13 protein-coding genes and 1 riboswitch are annotated in these 19,152 nt (G+C 66.6%); of the genes, 9 read left to right on the forward strand and 4 right to left on the reverse strand.

The window, feature by feature from the left end; genetic code table 11:
* Window positions 1–176: 176 nt before the first annotated feature.
* Window positions 177–857, forward strand: a complete 681-nt coding sequence (locus FB468_RS12485) for a TetR/AcrR family transcriptional regulator (protein WP_141887636.1) — start codon at window positions 177–179, stop codon at window positions 855–857.
* On the opposite strand, the gene FB468_RS12490 is transcribed toward FB468_RS12485, so the two are convergent.
* Window positions 854–1,531 carry a hypothetical protein gene (locus tag FB468_RS12490; protein ID WP_141887637.1) on the reverse strand — a complete coding sequence of 226 codons (678 nt, stop codon included), beginning with the start codon at window positions 1,529–1,531 and terminating at the stop codon, window positions 854–856. The genes FB468_RS12485 and FB468_RS12490 overlap by 4 nt on opposite strands.
* 163 nt (window positions 1,532–1,694) lie before the next feature.
* The gene (purU, locus tag FB468_RS12495; protein ID WP_141887638.1) at window positions 1,695–2,579 is read right to left on the reverse strand and encodes a formyltetrahydrofolate deformylase; all 885 of its coding nucleotides are present in this window, start codon (window positions 2,577–2,579) and stop codon (window positions 1,695–1,697) included.
* Window positions 2,580–2,674: 95 nt separating this feature from the next.
* Window positions 2,675–2,754, forward strand: a riboswitch (ZMP/ZTP riboswitch).
* Window positions 2,755–2,784: 30 nt separating this feature from the next.
* Between purU and glyA the strand changes: the two genes are divergently transcribed.
* Together glyA and FB468_RS12505 are read left to right on the forward strand one after the other, a co-directional pair.
* Window positions 2,785–4,068, forward strand: a complete 1,284-nt coding sequence (gene glyA, locus FB468_RS12500; RefSeq protein ID WP_141887639.1) for a serine hydroxymethyltransferase — start codon at window positions 2,785–2,787, stop codon at window positions 4,066–4,068.
* A gap of 103 nt (window positions 4,069–4,171) precedes the next feature.
* The gene (locus FB468_RS12505) at window positions 4,172–5,053 is read left to right on the forward strand and encodes a bifunctional methylenetetrahydrofolate dehydrogenase/methenyltetrahydrofolate cyclohydrolase (protein ID WP_141887640.1); all 882 of its coding nucleotides are present in this window, start codon (window positions 4,172–4,174) and stop codon (window positions 5,051–5,053) included.
* Window positions 5,054–5,071: 18 nt separating this feature from the next.
* Here FB468_RS12505 and FB468_RS12510 read toward each other — a convergent pair whose 3' ends face one another.
* A complete protein-coding gene (locus FB468_RS12510) occupies window positions 5,072–7,849 on the reverse strand; it encodes a helix-turn-helix transcriptional regulator (RefSeq protein WP_141887641.1) in 2,778 nt (925 codons plus the stop codon).
* Between the two features lie 349 nt (window positions 7,850–8,198).
* Here FB468_RS12510 and FB468_RS12515 point away from each other — a divergent pair, with 349 nt between their 5' ends.
* The 6 genes from FB468_RS12515 (at window position 8,199) to FB468_RS12540 (ending at window position 17,947) form a co-directional block, all read left to right on the forward strand.
* Window positions 8,199–12,107, forward strand: a complete 3,909-nt coding sequence (locus tag FB468_RS12515) for an isopeptide-forming domain-containing fimbrial protein (protein WP_170219724.1) — start codon at window positions 8,199–8,201, stop codon at window positions 12,105–12,107.
* Window positions 12,108–12,193: 86 nt separating this feature from the next.
* On the forward strand, window positions 12,194–13,717 hold the full coding sequence (locus tag FB468_RS12520; RefSeq protein ID WP_141887643.1) for a SpaH/EbpB family LPXTG-anchored major pilin: 1,524 nt from the start codon (window positions 12,194–12,196) through the stop codon (window positions 13,715–13,717).
* A 50-nt stretch (window positions 13,718–13,767) separates the two neighbouring features.
* The gene (locus FB468_RS12525) at window positions 13,768–14,742 is read left to right on the forward strand and encodes a class C sortase (protein ID WP_246055872.1); all 975 of its coding nucleotides are present in this window, start codon (window positions 13,768–13,770) and stop codon (window positions 14,740–14,742) included.
* Window positions 14,739–16,208, forward strand: a complete 1,470-nt coding sequence (locus FB468_RS12530; RefSeq protein ID WP_141887644.1) for a SpaH/EbpB family LPXTG-anchored major pilin — start codon at window positions 14,739–14,741, stop codon at window positions 16,206–16,208. The genes FB468_RS12525 and FB468_RS12530 overlap by 4 nt, the downstream gene beginning before the upstream one ends.
* Window positions 16,209–16,210: 2 nt before the next feature.
* Window positions 16,211–17,152: a class C sortase gene (locus FB468_RS12535; protein WP_246055873.1), complete on the forward strand. Its 942-nt coding sequence runs from the start codon at window positions 16,211–16,213 to the stop codon at window positions 17,150–17,152.
* A gap of 51 nt (window positions 17,153–17,203) precedes the next feature.
* The gene (locus tag FB468_RS12540) at window positions 17,204–17,947 is read left to right on the forward strand and encodes a hypothetical protein (protein WP_141887645.1); all 744 of its coding nucleotides are present in this window, start codon (window positions 17,204–17,206) and stop codon (window positions 17,945–17,947) included.
* 9 nt (window positions 17,948–17,956) lie between these two features.
* On the opposite strand, the gene nagA is transcribed toward FB468_RS12540, so the two are convergent.
* Window positions 17,957–19,108, reverse strand: coding sequence for an N-acetylglucosamine-6-phosphate deacetylase (gene nagA, locus FB468_RS12545; protein ID WP_141887646.1), 1,152 nt, complete (start codon window positions 19,106–19,108; stop codon window positions 17,957–17,959).
* Window positions 19,109–19,152 lie beyond the last annotated feature (44 nt).

Raw genomic sequence — 19,152 nt, forward strand, 5'->3', positions numbered from 1 at the left:
TCGCTCCATCCCTGGCGTCTCTGCCAGCTCGTCTCGCCCGCTCAGTTAATGAACAGTGTTCGTTATTGTACGCACACGATGGCCGAGAGCGCGAGCCCGAAAGTTCGTGCGGCTCCGATACCCTCGATGAAGGGAACGCATCCGGCCGCGTCAGTGCCGGGAGAAAGTGGTGCACCATGGCGGTGAGCGAACAGCCCCAGGCGAGGCGATCTGGCAGGCCGACGACTCCGGTGCTCACGCGCAGTCTCATCCTCGAGACGGCGCTCAGGCTGCTTGACGAGCGCGGGGAATCTGGGGCGAGTCTGCGCCTCATCGCGCGTGAGCTGGGGGTGCGGCCGTCGGCTCTGTATAACCACATCTCGGGGCAGGATGACCTGATCTCGGGCATCCGCGAGCTTGTGAGCGACCGGATCGACGTGTCGGGGTTTGGCGTGCTGCCGTGGGACGAAGCGATGGAGCGCTGGGCGCGGTCGTACCGCAACGCGTTTGCGGATCATCCGCCGACGATTGCGCTGCTCGGGGTCGTGCCGATCGCGACGGGGACGCGCACAAGCGAGATGTATGAGGCCGTGTTCGCAGGGCTCATCGAGGCGGGGTGGCCCGCGTCAGAGGTGCTGAGCACGGTCGTTGGCGTCGAGTGCCTCATATTGGGGGCCGCGCTCGACCACAGTGCGCCCGACGACATGCTCGACCCGGGCGACGACCCCAACTCGCCGACCTTCCGCGCCGTCTACGACGCCGGGCACGCGGCTGCTGCCGCGGCTGCGAGGCGGCTCACGGATGTGGCGTTTGAGGCGGGGCTCAGCGCGGTTCTTGTGGGGCTCCGCGCGAGGCACGCGGCGCTCGCAGCGGGTTAGGCAGCGGACTCGCCATTCGGGCGGGCCGCCGTTTCGTCGAGCAGCGGCTTCAAGCCGGTCGCGAGCGCGAACATCTGCCGGTTGACGCTGTCGATGCGTTCGCTCAGTCGAATGTCGAGGCGTTCGACCCGGTCGCTCAGGCGAATGTCGAGGCTTTCGATCCGCTCACTCAGCCGAACGTCCAGGCTGTCGATCCGCTCACCGAGGCGCGCGTCGAGACTGTCAATCCCGATGGTCAGTCGCTCGTCAAGGTGCTGCACGGTGGCGGTGAGCTGGGTGAAGCGTGAGTCCATGCTCGCCTCGAGTGAGGTGAAGCGGGCATCGAGGTGGGTGAAGCGCGCGTCGGTGTGTGTTTCGAACTGGGTGAAGCGGGCATCGAGCTGGGCGAAGTGTGTGTCGATCTTGGCGAAGCGGGCGTCATTCGTGGAGTCTGTCCCGTCGAGCCGGGCGTCGATTCCGTCAAGCCGGGCGTCGATCCCGTCGAGCCGGGCGTCGATTCCGTCAAGCCGGGCGTCGATCCCGTCAAGTCGTGTGTCGATGCGATCGAGGCGAATATCGATCTGTTCAAATCTCGCGCTGGACCTCTGGTCGAGACTGCGATGGCCGAGCAGCAGCATGGTGCCGATCGTGATGAACCCAGCGAGCATGGAGATGACACTGACGATGGAATCCATGGGCACCTCCTTTGCTGAGCAACGTTCGATTGATGTATGGCAACCATACGTTGAGGGGCCGGGGAAGAACAGGATTCCGGCAAATCCGTGGATAACTCACGAAAACGGGCCGCTGCGATCCCTTGTGGAGAACGCAGCGGCCCGCAAGCGGATTGGGTGCTGACTACCTGAAAACGATCGTGCGGTCGCCGTCCTGCAGCACCCGGTTCTCGGCGAACCAGCCCACGGCGTGGCGCAGCACGCGCGACTCGATGTCTTGTCCGAGCTGCATGAGCTCGCGCGGCGAGTACGAGTGGTCGACGCGGGTCGTGTCTTGTTCAATGATCGGGCCCTCGTCGAGGTCCGTCGTGACGAAGTGGGCGGTCGCGCCGATGAGCTTCACGCCGCGCTGGTGAGCTTGCTTGTAGGGGTTTGCACCCTTGAACCCGGGGAGGAAGGAGTGGTGGATGTTGATCGCGCGGCCCGCGAGCGCCTCGCAGAGCTCGGGGGAGAGGATCTGCATGTAACGGGCGAGCACAACGAGCTCGATGTCGTGCTGCTCGACGGCCTCAAGCACGCGAGCCTCGAACGCGGCCTTCTCCTCTGCGCCGGTGACCGGCTGGTACTCGAAGTTGACGCCGTAGAACTCGGCGATGTCGCGCATCGTCTCGTGATTGGAGAGAACGAGCGGCACCTCGATGGGCAGCTGGCCCGCGCGCTTGCGGTACAGCAGATCGTTGACGCAGTGCGTGGCGGTCGAGCCGAGCAGCAGGGTGCGAACGGGGCGACCGACCTGGTCGAGGCGCCAGTGCATGTTGTAGCGCTCGGTGACGGGCGCGAGCGATGCCCTGAACCGGTCGCCGAACGTCTCGGGCTGTGCGACGGCCTCAACTTGCAGACGCATGAAGAATCGACCGGTGTCGGCCGAGGCGAACTGCTGGCTCTCAGCGATGTTTCCGCCCGCGGCGACGATGGCGCCGCTGATCGCGTGCACGATACCCGGACCGTCAATGCATGAAAGTGTCAGTACCCACTGTTGGCTCTGTGCATCGGCGACGATTGTGTTCATCCGACTTATTCTAGTCAGCTCCGTGCGTGCGCCCGGCTGCCAGCCAGCGACGGCCCGAAACGGCCTCGACTTTGGCCACCCGCGCGCTGATAGGATTGCAGCGTCGTGACTGGCGTGCAGATGGAAACCATCGGGGAGCGACACCTTTGAACGGCCGCTCGCCTGGGCCACACATCCTGGAAACATCACACAAGGGAGACTCATCGTGTCCAACCAGTCAGCTTTCTTTAACGAGCCACTTGAGGTCGTTGACCCCGAGATCGCAGAGGTCCTGAAGAACGAGCTCGGTCGCCAGCGCTCGACCCTCGAGATGATCGCGAGCGAGAACTTCGTTCCCCGCGCAGTGCTCGAGTCGCAGGGTTCCGTGCTCACCAACAAGTACGCCGAGGGCTACCCCGGCCGCCGCTACTACGGTGGCTGCGAGTTTGTTGACGTCGCCGAGAACCTCGCGCGTGACCGCGCGAAGAGCCTGTTCGGCGCTGCGTACGCAAACGTGCAGCCCCACTCCGGCGCGCAGGCGAACGCTGCCGTGCTCTCGGCGATCGCTGAGCCGGGCGACACGATCCTCGGTCTCGAGCTCGCGCACGGTGGCCACCTCACGCACGGCATGAAGCTGAACTTCTCGGGCAAACTCTACAACGTCGTCTCGTACGGCGTGAACCCCGAGACGTTCCTTGTCGACATGGACGTTGTTCGCGAGAAGGCGCTCGAGCACAAGCCGAAGGTCATCATCGCCGGCTGGTCGGCGTACCCGCGCACGCTCGACTTCGCTGCATTCCGCGAGATCGCCGACGAGGTTGGCGCAACGCTCTGGGTCGACATGGCGCACTTCGCCGGCCTCGTCGCAGCTGGCCTCTACCCGAATCCGGTTCCGCACGCGCACGTTGTGTCGTCGACCGTGCACAAGACCATCGGCGGCCCCCGCTCGGGCTTCATCCTCACGAACGACCTTGAGCTCTACAAGAAGCTGAACTCGAACGTGTTCCCCGGCCAGCAGGGTGGCCCGCTCATGCACGTGATCGCGGCGAAGGCGACCGCGTTCAAGCTTGCCGCGACCGATGAGTTCAAGGACCGCCAGGTGCGCACCCTCTCGGGCGCGAAGCTGCTCGCTGAGGCGCTCACGAGCGACGCGGCGAAGGCCGCCGGCGTTGACGTGCTCACGGGCGGCACCGACGTGCACCTCGTGCTCGCTGACCTGCGCAACTCGAAGCTCGACGGCCAGCAGGCTGAGGACGCGCTGCACGAGGTCGGCATCACCGTGAACCGCAACTCGGTTCCGTTCGACCCGCGCCCGCCGATGGTCACGAGTGGCCTGCGCATTGGCACCCCCGCGCTCGCAACCCGCGGCTTCGGCGACACCGAGTTCGCCGAGGTTTCCGACATCATCGCCGCGACGCTGACCCAGTCGGCTGACATCGATGAGCTCCGCGCGCGCGTGACCAAGCTCGCTGACGCGTTCCCGCTCTACCCGGGCCTCGAGAACTGGTAAGTCACCAATACTGATGCCGACCGGGGCGCGTGAGGGGACTTCCTCCGCGCCCCGGCGGCATTGTGGCCCAATTTCCGGGCCCCACAAACTTTGAGGAGAACACATGTCCGCTCAGAAACTTGACGGTACCGCGGCAGCAGCCGCAATCAAGCAGGAGCTCACCGAGCGGGTCGCGGCTCTCGCGACGCGCGGCGTCGTTCCGGGGCTCGCGACCGTCCTCGTCGGCGAGGATCCCGGTTCGCAGTGGTACGTCGCGGGCAAGCACCGCGACTGCGCCGAGGTCGGGATCGCGTCGATCAAGCGCGAGCTCCCCGAGACCGTGTCGCAGGAGGACCTCGAGGCGGTGCTCGACGAGCTCAACTCCGACGACAGCTGCACCGGCTACATCGTGCAGCTTCCACTGCCGAAGCACATCGATACTGACCGGATCCTTGAGCGCATCGACCCGAACAAAGACGCAGACGGCCTGCACCCGACGAACCTCGGAAAGCTCGTCTTGAACGCGAACACCGAGATCTCCTCGCCGCTGCCGTGCACGCCGCGAGGCGTGATCGAGCTCGTCGAGCGCAACGGTCTCTCGTGGGCTGGCAAGCGTGTCGTCGTTGTCGGCCGCGGCGTCACCGTCGGCCGCCCGATCGGCCCGCTGCTCACTCGTCGTGAGTACAACGCGACCGTCGTGCTCACGCACACGGGCACGGTGGATCTTGGCGCCGAGCTGCGCCAGGCCGACGTGATCGTAGCGGCCGCGGGCGTTGAGGGTATCGTGCGTGCGGAAGACGTCAAGCCCGGCGCGATCGTGCTCGACGTCGGTGTCTCGCGCAAGGTCGATCCCGAGACCGGCAAGAGCCGCGTTGTTGGCGATGTGGATCCTGCTGTCGCAGAGGTCGCCGCCTGGGTATCACCGAACCCCGGTGGCGTCGGGCCCATGACCCGCGCCCTGCTGCTCAAGAACGTGGTCGAGATGGCGGAGCGCCAGTCGGCTTAGGCCCGCCGTCGGCCGGAGTTAGTGGGCCTGTTCGTCGACCCCGTCGAGCAGGCCCATCCGGCCAGCGCGGAGGATCGCGGCGTCGCGGTCGCGGACGCCGAGCTTGCGGTACACCGATGCGAGGTGTTTCTTGACGGTGCCCGCAGTGATAAACAGGCTCGCGGCAGCCTGATTGGCGTTGCGGTGCTCGCTGATCGCTGCGAGCGTTCGCAGCTCCATCTCCGTGAGCTGCTCGTACCTGTGTGCGCGCGCCTTTTCAGGAATCGCGTCGAGCGCATCGACGATGTCGCAGACGCCGGCCTCGCGCGCGGCGACGGCGACTTCCCGGAGCTGCTCATACGGCACGCTCATGAGCAGCGCAGGCAAGAAGTACTTGTCGATCAGCGTGACGGCAGAGCCCAGCGCGTTGACAGCCTCGGTAGGCCGCCCGCAGCCCCAAGCCGCGACCGCGGTGAGCACTCGGCGATCCACACGCTGCCGCTTCGTCGCGCCGGGGTCGCCGACCGCCTGCGCGAGCAGCAGGGCCTCGACGTCGTTGCCCGAGAAGAGCGCGAGCCGCGCCCGTTCGAGCTTGAACACGGGCTCGTCGCCCATCCGCTCGTCCGAGAGCAGGTGTTCGGCGCGGGCAAGGTTGCCGATCGAGCTGTTGAGGATGGCCTCGAACGTGACCACATACTTGCACCAGGCCCGGGGGATCGGCGCACGTGCCTCCGAATCCCCGAGGCCCGCCACGAGGTGGGCGAGCGCGAGCTCGATGCCGCGGGTGGCCCGCATCGCGGCGGCCTCAGCGATTAAGAGGAGCGGCCAGGGCTCCAGCCGATCCCCGATCGGCGCGAGCCTGTCGACCGCCAGCCTGAGGCCCGCGGGGTCGCCGTTCTCCTGGGCAAGGTGGGCTCGCGCGATCTCGATCCCAACCCACGAAATCCCGGGCGCGGCGGCGGTCGTCGTCGCCACGAGCTCGTCGAACTCGTGCACGAGCTCGCCCGCCCGCCGGATGTGACCGTCGATCGTGTCGGTGAACGCGAGCTCGGAGATCGCGGCGAGGCGCCAGTTCGCGCCCGACTCCTGATCCGTGACCGAGCGGGTGGACGCGTGCGGAAAGCCGTGCCACGGCGTCGCGATCTTGCGCTCAGACCGGCGCCTCAGGCGCTTCAGGTTGCGGCGCGCGCGCCCGAAATCGCCGACGGAGAGCGCGGTCGCCGCGACCTCGCGATAGAACACGGAGAGGGATCCGTTGCCCGTGAGCACCGCGCGGGTCTCTTCGTCGGATCCGCTCGGAATGGGGAGCGCGGGCACGTGGTCGGGTGCGAGCCTGCCCTCGATGTGGTGCATGTATGCCTCGGCGTCCTCGAGGTTGCCGAGCACACGGTTGAGCACCATCGCTTCGCAGAGGAGTTGCAGGTGAATCGGGCCGGGCGGTGTCGAAGCTCCTGCGGGAAGCCGCCGCTGGAGGCCGAGCTGCCACACGCGCAGCAGGAAGCGTAGTCGCGAGGGCGCGACCCCCGTGCGCGGGTTCTCGAGGAACAGGAGCGCGGCCGTGAGCGTCGGATGGGTGATCAGGACGTCCTCGGGGAGCGCCCGGAGCGCTCGCATCGCGCCGTCACCCTCGTCAGTGATCGTCGTAAAGTTCCCCGCGAGCGTAATCTCGGCGGCGGCGAAATCCTCGGCGGCGCAGAAGAGCCGGAACGCGGTGAACGGTGCGGTCCCTGCGATCTCACGCGCGCGATCGGAATACAGTCGCTTGCGCTGGTCGCTGTCGATCGCGCCGACAGCGTACTCGGCGAATGCCGCGCGCACGGCGCCGTGGCAGCGGAACTCAGGAACGCCGGCACCGGGGGCCTCGACGATGAAGCCGTGTTCGGTGAGAAACCGGATCGTCTCGACTGTCGTAGAGTTCTCGCCGCCAACGAGCGAGCGAATCTGGGTCGCGCTGAGCGAGTCGATCTGCGCGGCGGCGAGGACGACCTGGCGCGCCTCCTCCGTCATGATCTCGAGGGAGGCCATCGCGAAGGCGTTGAGGTTCGAGAGCGGGTCGAAGGTCGCCGAAGCGGGCCCGCCGGCCCACACACGACCATCGTCGGTATCGGTGTAGAAACCGTCAGCGCCGAGGTTCAGGGCAGCGCGAATCGCGAGCGGCCAGCCCTCCGTGCGCTCGAGCGCCGAGGTGAGGTTGGCGCTTGCGGGAATGCGCAGCGACTCTGTGAGCTCGCTGATCTCGATGGGCGTCAGGCTGAGGTCGGCGGCGCCGATGAGCCGGACACGTGTCGTTGCGCTCACGAGCGGGCCGTCGAGCAGCGTGACACTGCGACCGATCACGATGAGGGTGAGGCGCGAGGACTCTGCCGACAACTCGGCGAGCGCCATATCGGTATCGGCCGTGGTGGAGTGTTGGTAGTCATCGACGACGAGGGTAACCGCGGCCGTGAGCGCACGGGCGTGACGCATCACTGTTGCGACCGTGTCAGCCCCCTCTCGGGGGGTGTGCTCGGAGAACTGGGCGAGTGCGGCAGCGAGTTCTTCCCACATGGACTCCGGCTCGCGCTTTGAGCAGTGCACCCAACGCACGGGGTGAGTGCCGTCGGTCTCGTCCCCGATCCAATCGGCGATCGTTGCGGTCTTCCCGTAGCCAGTGGGGGCGCACACGAGCGTGAGCCGCTGAGAGCCCGTTGAGCCCGCGGTCTCTTCGACGAGTCGCTGGAGAAGGTGACACCGGCTCGGCAGCGCAATGCGGGCGCCATCGACGATGGGCCTGGGCGTCTGCGCGGCTGAACCCGAGGCGTCATGTGTGCGCAGCATATGGCCTTTCGTGTCGGTCAACCGGCTGGGGGTAGGCGCCGGGGTAGGTGAATCCGGGAGGGGGAAGATCAGGGGGAAGGTGTCTCACGAGCTAGTGCGCACAGTCCTAGACCACCCTATGCTGAAGGTCGGTGCCACGGAACTGTTTTTTTGTACCAAATTTGTTCCGGATCGTGCGCCAACACTGCGCTGACGCTGAGGATCGCTCCTCGCGTTAGCCATCTCTCACCAACGTCGGTCTTGGGGAAGACCACGAGGGTGGCGTCGCACACACGTGCGCGCAAAGAAATTGGGGGAAATAAGGTTGGGGAAGCCTCGCAATAGGGGGATTGCGACGGGCGCGCTCTTATTGAGCGCGCTCGTCGGAATCGTCATGCCGCTCGCGGATACCGGAATCGCTTCGGCGCAGGCCGTCGAGCGGACTCTGGCGACGCCGGAAACGAACGCTGCCGAGCAGCCGAGCGACGCTCAGGAAGAGACGGCGCCAGCCGCTCCGGATGAGACGACAGAACAGACGGAGGGCGGGGCGACGACGCCGACGCCCGACGAAGACACGAACGTTGCTGAGCCCGAGGCTGCTCAGCCCGCTCAGCCCGCTCAGCCGCGCGCGCAGGCGGCGCCGCTCGCTGCCCCGACGGGCCCAACCCTGAAGTGGTCGATTACTGATGCCAATGGCGCGCCCGTTAAGGGCGCGACGGCAACCCTGCAGGGGCCGGCAACCCGGGGTGGCTTCTACGATGCAGCATGGCCGACCTCATACGAGGTGGCTGACTGTGTCGGTACCTGCGGGCCAAACTCGATGGACCAAGACCCCCGAGCCGGCTACTTCGCGGTTGACCGCACTGTGGTCGGCAACCGTACCACCATGCTGACGAGTACGATCTACAACCAGCGCTTCCGCGTGCAGCCGAGCCAGCATCCGGCAGGAACCTCCTGGGACAGCAGCAAATGGATCGAGATTCCCGGTAGCAGCACCTTCAACTGGCCGCACGTCCCCGCTCAGAATCCGTGGGGATCTGACTCGTACGATTTCGGTTCCCTAAAGCTTGGGAAGTCGGCGCTCGAGTGCGTCGCCGGTACGTTCTACTCGATCTCGCAGGAGGGCCAGCTGAAGCGGGTCGACGCCAATGTCGACAACGAGACGGCCGTTGTTAAGGACATTGGATCCCCCGCACTCACGGTGAACGGTCAGTCGTTCAACGGCTTGGCGGTCGGCCTCAAGGGTGAAGCCGTGTTTGCGTACGAGCGCAAAACCATGCCCGCGTCCGTCTATCAGTACGACACCGCCAAACAGAACTGGGTCGATCGCAAGATCCAGATCTCGCTCTCGAACCTGACTGTGCTGAAAAACCTGCAGCTCATCGGCGGTGCGCTCGACAATGAGGGAACCTACTGGGTCGGCGGATTTGTCAAAGAAGGAAATTCCACTAAAGGCAACTTCCAACTCTGGGCACTCCCAAAAAATGGCACCAAAATGGAGCTGCGCGGGCAGCTCAACATCAGAGCGCTTGAGAGGAGCTACATCGACAACGGCAACGGAGACTTCGCCTTCGATAACGAGGGCAACCTCTTCCTCATCCGTGGAGTGAGCAACGGTAGAGGCCTCGCTGTGTTCAGCGCGAAGGCCGCCGACCTTGCCAACGGGCGAGGCACTGAGCTCGTGAAGGCCTCAACTGTCTTCGCGCAGAACACTGTCAGCCCGTTCTCGGGAGTGAACGGCATTGCCTATGACGCAGCCGGTCGGCTCTTTGTAGGAGGCTCGGCTGGGCTTGGCTATCTCGACCTCCCCCTGACGGGCGAAGCGCCAGGTGAGTTCCGTTTTCCCCAGGGGAATGACTCCTGGAGCACTACCGACCTCGCGTCTTGCAGTTTCCCTCCGACCGTAAAGGTGCAGAAGGAACTGCCCGACGGTCGTGCGTTCGCGTCAGATCAGTTCACGCTCGAATTGAAGACCGGAAACAGCCTGCTTGGCAGCGCGACGACCACCGGCTCAAGCGACGGGTTGCAGGCAGACGCGATCGAGCCTGTTCCTGTCGCCATTGGATCGACTCTCACCATTCAAGAGAAGCCCGGCAGCAGCTCCACCAAGCTTGCGAACTACTCCTCTAGTTGGGAGTGCGCACTCGGATCTAAGGTGCTGTGGAGCGCGAAATCTACAACCGGCAGCTTCACGATGCCGGCCGATGCGGCAGGAAAAGAGATTACCTGCACGTTCAGAAACTCGCTGATGCAGGTCAGCAAGACCGCGAATGTTGCGTCGGGAACGCCTGTCGACGCGGGCACTATCGTGCAGTACACGCTGACGTTCGACAATAGCCAGGGCGCGTCTGCCGTCGCCGTGAGCTACCGCGACTTCATGGCCGACGTTCTCGATGACGCCTATTTTGTTCGGGCGGACGGTACTGAGACGAAGACCCCTATTTTTACGATCAAGGGTGGGGTCACTGTCGACTGGGACGCGACGAACCGGTGGTTGACGCTCGGGGGCTCCATCGCTGCAGGCGGGAAGGGAACTGTCACCGTTGCGGTGAAGGTTCGCGAGAACAGCGACAACGCAGATCAGCGCCAGACCGAGATGGCCCCGGAGGGCTTCTTCCTGAGGAACAAGCTTGCCCGCGGTACCTCGGACGCGCCGCCGAAGACCTGTTCGCCAGGCCTCTGCGTCGAGCATCCGATCGACTCCTGGACCGTCGCGAAGGATTCGCTCCCCGCTGACACTGCGCGCCTGCACAAGGGCGGCAACGTCCATTACAAGGTGACCGCGACGAAGACGAATGCCGAGACCGCGCTCAATGGCCTGGTGCTGCAGGACGACCTTACCCACGTCTTCAAGTCCGCTGGTTGGGCGCCCGAGGCTGCAGTGCCGGGGGGCGCTCAGGCCAAGGGCGTGTACCTCTTCAATAGCGAAGGCCGCACGATCGATCTGAACGGCCAGCCGAACACCGGCAGCAAGGAGGTGCTCCGAGCCGTTCGCGACGTGGCTGCGCCGACACAGGTGAACGTTGCCCCGAGCGGTGCACCCGCAGACATGCGGTGGATCGTGACCTCGGGCGCGCCACTTGACCTGCCCAAGGAAGCAGTGCGCGCCGAGATGTGGTTCGCGGTGCAGGCCGCGGAATCCCCGGTCGGCATTCCCGCTGCAAGCACCTGGGAAGGCCAGGGGAACACTCCGACCACCGGCTGGAAGTTCGTGAACTACGCCACCGGCATGGCGAAGTCTGGCTCTGGCGCGACAGCGAAGGACTTCGCGCCGAACGCCTGTGTGACCGGCAAGAACGTGCCGAACACGGCGTTCGCGCCGAATAGCGCGCAGCCAGTCGACGTGAACTTCCCTGAGCAGTGCCGCGTGCAGCACGAGCTCAGCCAGAACTACTTCACGATCCGTAAGGATGCCGGCGGGGCCGGCGTCCAGGCACTCGCCGACGACAAGGCGTGGGATCCGGATCCGACGGGCCTCTGGAACATGATCGGCCACGAGTTCGAGGTGCGCGACAACGACAAGGCGACGGGCAAGGCGACGTCGTACCCGTCGGTGCAGCTCTGCCGCACGGACTACGACCCCGAGCAGGGGTGGCGGGGCGAGTGGATCTCGCCGGCAAATGCTGGTGACAAGAGCCGCTGGGACTTCAGCACCGAGAACTCCGCAACCGCGAAGAAGATTCTGGACTGGAATAACGCGCACCCCGACGAAGCCGATCAGCTGCCGGTGTGCGGCACGCTCTACGAAATCTCCGACGGCGGGCAGAAGGGCCGGTGGCGCTCTGAGAACCTGAACGCCGGCGACTACTGGCTCGTCGAGACGAAGGCGCCGAACGCGCAGACCGACGTGACCGCAGAGAAGACGCGTCCCGTTCCCGGCGTGCAGAAGCTTGCGCAGCCGGTGCCGTTCAAGATCTGGCCTGAGGAAGACGGAACTTCGCTCGGCGGGCCCGCGATGCAGGGCCGCGGGCAGCTCGATGTCGGCAATGGCAGCGGGAAGTACCTTGACCGGTGCAACCCAGGTCAGCAGAAGCCGGGTGGCGAGTTTGAGCCGGGCGGCACGATTGCCGAGCGGCCCACCGCCTGCGTGAACCCGACCGGCTACCTCATGCTCGTGAAAGACCCGGCACCGGTTCCGCTCCCGCTGACCGGCGGGCAGTGGCTGCCAATGGTGCTGGGCGGTGGAGCCGCGGTGCTCATCGTCGCACTCGCCGGAGCCCTCTGGTGGCGCCGCCGCGGCACGAACCCCTCCGCTCCCATCGGGCGGCACGGAGCCTAACCGCTCCCACACAGACACTCCGAACTCGGGGGCGGAGTAATCACCCCCAGCACTATCAACACCATCGTTTTCGAGAAGGGGAAACAATGTTGAACACCAAGAAGCGAGGCCTCCTCGCAAGCGCCGGTGCGCTCGTGACGGCTGTCGCGCTCGCATTCGGCGGCGCCGCAGCCGCTCAGGCCGCGCCGGTTGACACCATGCCCGAGACCTCGGGCCTCGTCATCACAAAGCTCGAGCAGCCCGCCGACAACGGCGCCGCGGCGACCGGTCTCGAGCAGACCGGCCTGAGCGCGAAGCCGATCGAGGGCGTCACGTTCGAGGCGTACAAGGTTCCGCTCACAAAGAACCCAATGAGCAACGAGGGCCAGCAGGAGATCGCTGGCACGACCCTCGCGGCTGCGAAGACCGCTGTGGCCTCGAAGACCGCAGACCGTAGCGGCGTGACTGACGCTGCGGGCGTCGTTCGCTGGGAAGGCGCGCAGGCGCTTGACGCGGGCCTTTGGCTCGTTCGCGAGACGAACACCCCCGCGGGCGTTGTCGCCGCGGGTGACTTCCTCGTCGCCGCTCCGCTGACTCACCCGACTGACCTCAACAAGTGGCTCGACACGATCTACGTGTACCCGAAGAACCACACCGTCGCGGGCTCGAAGACCGTCGAGAACGCCGCAGACCTCAAGGTCGGCGACACCGTTACCTGGACGATCACCGTCGACAACCCGAGCCCGCGCGACAACGCGACCGGTGAGTACACCGCTGCCGACAAGCTGCAGATCATCGACGTGCTCGACGACGCGTTCCTCAAGACCGCAGCTGACGGCTCAGGCGTGAAGGCGACCGCACCCGCAGGGCTCGCATTTGGCGAGGACTACACCGTCACCGTTGCTGCGGCTGGTGGCAAGAGCACCGTGACGATCGACTTCACCGCAAAGGGCCTCGCGAAGGTTGCTGCGGCGAAGACGGCCGACGTTGTACTGACCCTCGACACCGTGGTGACGCAGCCCGGCGAGATCAAGAACGTCGCGCACTTCTTCTCCTCGAAGGCTCAGACCACTCCCAAGGAGATCCCTGGCACCGAGGTCAAGTACGGCAACTACGCACTCATCAAGAAGAGCGAGGGCGCGCCGAAGGATAAGACGGCGAACCTCGCTGGCGCTGAGTTCATGGTGTTCGCGTCGGCTGACGATGCACGCGCCGCAGTAAACGGCGATAAGGACGCGCTTGCAAAGGCTCTGAAGCCGGCAGCAGGCTCCCACACGGACGGCGTGTGGACGACCAACGCCGACGGCCGCGTTGACATCACCGGCCTGCGCTACAGCAACTTCGCCAACGGCAAGCCCGTCGCTGAGGGCCAGGCTGGCTACCAGGCCTACTGGCTTGTCGAGACGAAGGCGCTGAAGGATCACCAGCTGCTCGCTGAGCCCGTGAAGTTCGAGGTCACCAAGGAGTCTGCAACGCAGACGACCCAGACGATCGTGAACCAGTACGACCGCGGTGGCTTCGTGCTTCCCCTCACCGGTGGCACCGGCACGATCATGCTCACCGTTGCAGGCATCGCGCTGCTCGCCGTCGTGCTCATCGTCGCACGCCGTCGTCAGCACGCTGCGGAGTAACCCCTTCCCCTCGCAGGAAGACGATAGGTAGATGGGAAAGGAGGTGTCCGATGGCTCACGCACTCGTGCTTGATACGCCGGGCACCTCCCGGCCCCCACGGAACCGCCAGCGCCCGGGGCGCCGGGGGCTCGCAGTGCCTGTCGTGCTCCAGGTTGTCGCGATGATCGGGATCGGCGCGCTGGTGTACCCGGCCGCAGCCGACTGGTTCGCGACGCTCTCGCACAACGCCGAGCGATCCGGCTATGTGCGCACCGTCGAGGGACTGAGCGAGGAGCAGCGCGCTGATGGCCTCGCCGCCGCGCGCGACTACAACGCAAACCTGCCCGATGGCGCCCTCGTGGATCCCTATTCCGCCGACGGCGACCCCGTCGCGGAGGCGGCCGACGAGGCCGCGTACCGCGCGTACGAGAACGTGCTGCGCGCGAGCGACAGCGGAGTGATCGGCGAGGTCGTGTACCCCCGCCTGAACATCGGGCTCCCGCTCTATCACGGCGCCGGCGATGAGGCGATCTCTCGCGGCGTCGGGCACCTGTACGGCTCTTCGCTGCCCGTCGGCGGCGAGTCGACGCACTCCGTGCTCACCTCGCACTCCGGGCTCGTTCACGCGGCCCTCTTCACGAAGTTGCCGCAGGCGAAGGTCGGCGATGTCTTCGAGATTCGCGTGCTTGGCGAGTCACGCTACTACGAGGTTGACGGTCTCGAGACCGTTGAACCCTTCGTGACCGATTCCCTCGACGTCGTTCCCGGCGAGGACAGGGTCACGCTCTTTACTTGCACCCCAATCGGGGTGAACAGCCACCGCTTCCTTGTGCACGGCGTGCGCGTTCCCGCTCCTGAGGGCGCGGGCGACATGGCGGTGGCGGGGGACGGCCTCACCGCCGGGTTCCCCTGGTGGGCGCTCGCGTTTGTGGGCGGATCGGGCGCTGTCGCCTATCTGCTCTTCGCGCCCCGCCGCCGAGCGGCGTCCGGAGCACGATCTGGCGCTACGATCAACACCGATACCGACGAGAAGAGGATGTCATGACGGCAACGCGCACGAATGGCGCTGGCCGCGCCCCCCGGGGCGGCGCCGCGGCCGCTCTGCTCGCGACCCTCTCGCTCGTTTTGGGAATTGGGATCGCGACACCCGCGCACGCGGTGGATCTTGTGCTGCCGGAGGGCCCGAAGACGCTCGTGGTGCACCCGGGCGTCGAACCCGAACCCTCAGACCAGCCGGGGACGGGCCTGCCGCCCGCGCCGGGTGGGGAAACCGGCGTCGCCGGCCACACCTTTGAGGTCAAGCGAGTGCCCGGGCTGAAGCTCGAGCGCACCGTCGATTGGAACCGCGCCGTCGACATGACCCCCGCCGACGCGGCGCCGCTTGTTGCGAATGAGCCCGTCGCTGCCGAGGGCGTAGCCGCGGCCGATAACAGCGTGGTATTCAGCGGGCTGAAGACGGGGCTCTACCTCGTCACCGAGACGGCCGCGCCCGCGGGCTCGATCCGCTCCGTCCCGTTCCTCGTCGTGCTGCCGCTGCCGCACCCGACCAAGTCGGGGGAGTGGCTCTCGACGGTGCACGTGTACCCGAAGACGGCGTCGGTAATGACGAAGCTTGGCGTGCGCGACGCAGACGCTGTGACGTGCGGCGACCCCGTTGTGTGGGCGGCGGTAAACGCCATCCCCGCCGTGAAGAGTCTTGCGAGCTACCGCGTGCAGCATGTGCTCGCCGACGGCGTGAAGCTCAGCGGCACCCCGGAAGATACCGTCGTGAAGATCTCCGGGCAGCCTGACCTCACCCCGGGCGACGACTACACGGTCACCGAAACGACAGTCGACGGGCGCACGGCGCTCGAGACCTCGTTCACCGAGGCTGGGATCGCGAAACTCCTCGTGAACCCCTCAGCCGGCGTGCTTATCTCGTTCACGAGCTCGGTGAGCGCGCCGGGCGAGTACACGAACGAGGTGCGGCTCTACGCGGGGAACGCGGGCGTCGTGACCGACACCGCGACAACAAAGTTTGGCCCGCTCCGCATCCTCGTGCACGAGAAGGGGCACCCGAACAACCTCATCAAGGGTGCCGACTTCCGGCTCTACACGAGCGAGGCCGACGCGCGCGCCTCGAAACGTCCGGTCACTATCGAGGGTGGCGCCGACCTCCGCACCTCGGCAGATGGCCTCATCACGGTTCCGTGCCTGCGCTACTCGGGCTTCGCCAACGGTCTCGACCGCGAGCCGGGCAGCAAGCTCTTCCGCGACTACTTCGCGAAGCCTGTCTCGTACCCCGCGGGGTGGACTGGCGAAGACGTCATCCTGCGCGGCTCCGTTGAGTCTGCGACTGAGCCCGAGACGCTGCGCGCTGTCGTGTGGAAGGCCTCGCCCGTGATCCCGCCCGTCCCCGGCCTCTCAGAGACCGGCGGGAAGGTTGCGGCGGCGGCGCTCCTCGGCGGCGTGCTGCTCGCCGTCGGCATAGTCGTGGTCGCCCGCAGGCGCCGCGAGCCGCGGGAGAACTAGCGATGAGCGATCCTGCTTCGGTGTCCGTGGAGCCAGCTGCGGAGGAGGGCGCGGCGCCCACCGCGCCCCGGCGGAAGCGCCGCACGAGGGGTCAGCTCACCCTGAACATCGTGCTGCAGGCCGTCGCGATGGTGGCGATCGGCCTGCTCGTCTACCCCGACGCCGCCTCCTGGGTCGCCCGCATCGGGCACAACGCCGAGATCTCGGGCTACGTGAAGCAGGTCGAGGGCACGGACCCCGCCGAGCGCCAGCGCATCCTCGACGCGGCGTACGCCTACAACGACAAGCTCGAGCCAGGCCCGCTCACCGACCCATATATTTCGGTGAACGAAGATGAGGCGATGCGCAGCGACCTGTACGTGGCATACGAGGAGATGCTGCGGGTGAGCGGCACAGACGCGATTGGCACGATCAACTACCCGAGACTCGACATCGCTCTGCCCGCCTACCACGGCACCTCTGACAGCGTGATTTCGAAGGGCGCCGGGCACATGTACGGCACCTCGCTGCCGATCGGTGGCCCGTCAACCCGGTCGGTGCTCACCGCGCACTCTGGCCTGCCACACTCCAAGCTCTTCACGAAGTTGCCTCAGGCCAAGGTCGGCGACACGTTCCGGATCAGTGTGCTCGGCGAAGACCACCACTATCGCGTCGAGAAGACCGAGACTGTACTACCAAACGAGACAGGCTCGCTTGAGATTCGTGAGGGCGAAGACTGGGTGACGTTGTTCACCTGCACGCCCATTGGCGTGAACAGTCACCGCTTCATGGTGCACGCGGTGCGGCTGCCCGACTCCGAAGCACCCCGCAACGAGACACTCGGCGGCGACGGCGTGCAGCTGGGGTTCCCGTGGTGGGCCGCCTGGTTCGTCGGGGGTTCGGGAGCGGTCGCGTGGTTCCTGTTTGCGCCGCCGAAAAAGAAACGCGCACCGAAAGCGCCGTAACTACCGCTCATATGTCGGCGAAATATTGGTTGTGAGTTACGCTCTGTGGGTATGAGTGATCATCAACTCCCCCTGGAGCGCGTCCCCCGGCTCCCGGCGCACGCAGCGCCGCCCCGCCGCGGGCCCAACGCCGCGACCCTTGCAATCACCGGGGGTGTCGTAGCGGCGCTCGCGATCAATGCGCTCACCGTGTTCGGCGTCGCCTCGGCGCTGCCGGGCGTTCAGCTGCTGGGAGTGGCTGGAGGGCTTACCGCGGCGGGCGCTCCGTTCGACGGGCCGGCCCATGCGCCAGAGGTGGTCGAGGTGCCTGAGGCGCCTGAGTGCTTTGGGGACTTCGGGGGCGATGAGCTTGACGACAGCGCCGGGCCTGACTGGACAAACGTGTTCGACGAGCGCGAGGCGTTCTTCAGGGATCAGCAGGTCGACCTGAGCGCGCCGAACATCCCGGCGGTAACGCCGGCCCAGCGTGCCTTCGTCGAGGAGGCGCGTTCGCTGCTCGCGAGCCACGGGGAAGACAACTGGGATCAGGATATGGAGCACCTCGTCATGGCTCTCGCCCTGAACGCGTGCGAGACCTCAATCTTGAGTGGGCACGACATCGATGACTTCACGGTGCGGTTCTACGCCGCCACGAGCCCGCTCCTCGCGGAGATACTCGGCGAAGACCCGGCCGAGCGCCCAGCGGAGGGGGTCACCGGATTCATGATTCTCACGGCGATCGGCACGAAGCACCTCTGCCCCGCCGACGCGCCACAGTGGATGGCCGGGGTGGACGAGGTCGGAAGCGACTGGTGAAGGCCGACGCTACGCGGTGACGCCCTCGACCCACACGCGTTTCACGTGCAACGCGTCGTCGAGCAGTACGGCGTCGGCGAGGGCTCCGGGGCGTAGCGAGCCGAGGTCGTGCCCCCTGCCGATCGCACGAGCCGGGGTCGCGGTGAGCGCGCGAAGCGCCTCCGAGAGCTCCACGCCGCACGCGTGCACTGCCTGCCTGAGCGCGGCGTCGAGCGTCAGGGTGGAACCCGCGATGGCGCCATCGGCGACGAGGCGCGCGACGCCCGCGTCGACGCGCACGGGGAGGGAGCCGAGCATGTAGTCGCCGTCGTGCGCGCACGCGGCGACCATCGCGTCGGTGATGAGCGCCACGCGCCCGGGAGCCTGCCGGAACACGAGTTCAACGAGCGCCGGGTGAACGTGCACGCCGTCGTTGATGACCTCGAGCGTCACGTGCGGGGCCTCAAACGCGGCCGCGATCGGGCCGGGGGCGCGGTGGTGCAGGCCCGGCATCGCGTTGAACGTGTGCGTGAGGATGCTCGCGCCCGCGTCGAACGCGGCTGCCGCCTGCTCGTAGGTCGCGCTCGTGTGTCCGACGGCGACGGCCACGCCGGCCTCGACGAAGGCGCGAACCGCTGCGCCAGCGCCGGGCAGCTCGGGTGCGAGTGTGATCTGGCGGAGCGTACCCGCGGCCGCCTCGAGCATCGCGGCGGTCTCAGCTGGCTCAGGGGAGCGCAGCATCTCAGGGTCGTGCGCGCCGCGGTGGCTGTCGGCGAGGAACGGGCCCTCAAGGTGGCTGCCGAGCACCCCGGGGGTCGTTGCGGTGAGCTCGGCGATCGTCGCCAGGTGGCCGAGCTGGTCAGTGGGGCGCCCGGTGACGAGCGAGAGTACGGCGCGCGTGGTGCCGTGCTCGCGGTGCGTGGCGAGCACGCGGTGGATCGCCTCGGCGCCATCCTCGTTCGCGGCGCCGCCTCCACCGTGCACGTGGATGTCGATGAATCCGGGGGAGAGGATCGCGCCCGACGCGTCGACGACCTCGCAGTCTGGGGCCGCCGCCGCATCGCGCCACGACGTGCCGGATCCCACGGACCGCACGACACCGCCCTCGAAGTGCACCCAGCCCTCTGCTGTGGTTGCGCCATCGGTGACGAGGGTCGCGCTGTGAATGATGGTGGCGGGCATCGGGCCTCACTTCGAGAGAAACGAGCGGGCGGGCGCCCACAATC

Source organism: Leucobacter komagatae (genome assembly GCF_006716085.1).
In the GTDB taxonomy this organism is placed as follows: Bacteria; Actinomycetota; Actinomycetes; order Actinomycetales; family Microbacteriaceae; genus Leucobacter; species Leucobacter komagatae.